The organism is Streptomyces sp. NPDC007971 (genome assembly GCF_042958635.1).
In the GTDB taxonomy this organism is placed as follows: domain Bacteria; phylum Actinomycetota; class Actinomycetes; order Streptomycetales; family Streptomycetaceae; genus Streptomyces.
Genome location: NZ_JBIBJK010000092.1, coordinates 1 through 1,174, shown reverse-complemented (window position 1 = coordinate 1,174; position 1,174 = coordinate 1). Strand labels below are relative to the sequence as shown.

The 1,174-nt window shown below is 73.2% G+C and carries 1 protein-coding gene; it reads left to right on the top strand.

Going from position 1 to position 1,174, the window contains the following annotated elements; translation table 11 throughout:
• Positions 1-14: 14 nt before the first annotated feature.
• On the top strand, positions 15-1,174 hold a 1,160-nt coding region (locus ACFZCP_RS45915), incomplete at its 3' end, for an SDR family NAD(P)-dependent oxidoreductase (protein WP_391443283.1).

The window sequence follows — 1,174 nt, the reverse complement described above, 5'->3', positions numbered from 1 at the left end:
CGGGGGTGGACGTCGTGGTGAACTCGCTGGCCGGGGAGCTGACCGACGCGTCGCTGCGGCTGCTGCCCAACGGCGGAACGTTCATCGAGATGGGCCGCACCGATCTGCGGGACGCAGAATCCCTGGCGGTCGAACACCCGGACGTCACCTACCGGCCGTTCCAACTCGGTGAGGCGGGGCCCGAGCGGCTGGGGGCGATGCTCGGACAGATCGTCGAGCTGATGGCGGCCGGTGAGCTGTCGCGGCTTCCGGTGCGGGCGTGGGACGTGCGGCGGGCGCGGGAGGCGTTCCGCTTCATGTCGCAGGCGCGGCACACCGGCAAGCTCGTCCTGACGATCCCCTCCACTCCCGTCGTCGCCGACCTGCCCGCCTCGCGCCCGGCCGGCCGGTCGGCGTTGGTGACGGGTGGTACGGGCACGCTGGGCGGTCTGGTGGCGCGTCATCTGGCGGCGACGGGTCGTGCCGACGGGCTGGTGTTGACGGGTCGTTCGGGTCCGTCTGCCCCCAACGTCGCTGCCCTGGCAGGGGAGTTGGCGAGTCTGGGTGCGTGGGTGCAGATCGTCGCCTGCGACGCCGCGGACCGCGCTGCCCTGGCGGGCGTGGTGGCAGGGGTTCCCGAAGAGACTCCGCTGACGACGGTGGTGCACACCGCGGGTGTCCTGGACGACGGGACGATCGCGTCGCTGACTCCGGAGCGGGTGGCGACGGTGATGCGGCCCAAGGCGGACGGCGCGTGGAACCTGCACGAGCTGACCCGCGGTCTCGACCTGGAGCACTTCGTCCTGTTCTCTTCGGCGGCGGCGACTTTCGGTTCGCCCGGCCAGGGCAACTACGTGGCCGCCAACGCGTTCCTCGACGCGCTGGCCGCCGAACGCCGCGCCGCCGGACTGCCGGGGACGTCACTGGCGTGGGGCCTGTGGGCCGAGGTCAGTGCCCTGACCGGGCAGCTCACCGACGCCGAGCGCGCCCGTATCAACCGCGGTGGTGTCACCGCGCTCAGCGCGGACGAGGGCCTGGCCCTGCTGGACCTGGCGCTGACCCGTGACGAGTCGGTGCTGGTGCCCGCCCGACTGGATCTGGCGGGGCTGCGTGCCCAGGCCGCTCGGAGCACGGAGGTTCCTCCGCTGTGGCGGGCGCTGGTCAGCGGTGGTCCGGGCCGGCGGGCCGCTGTGTC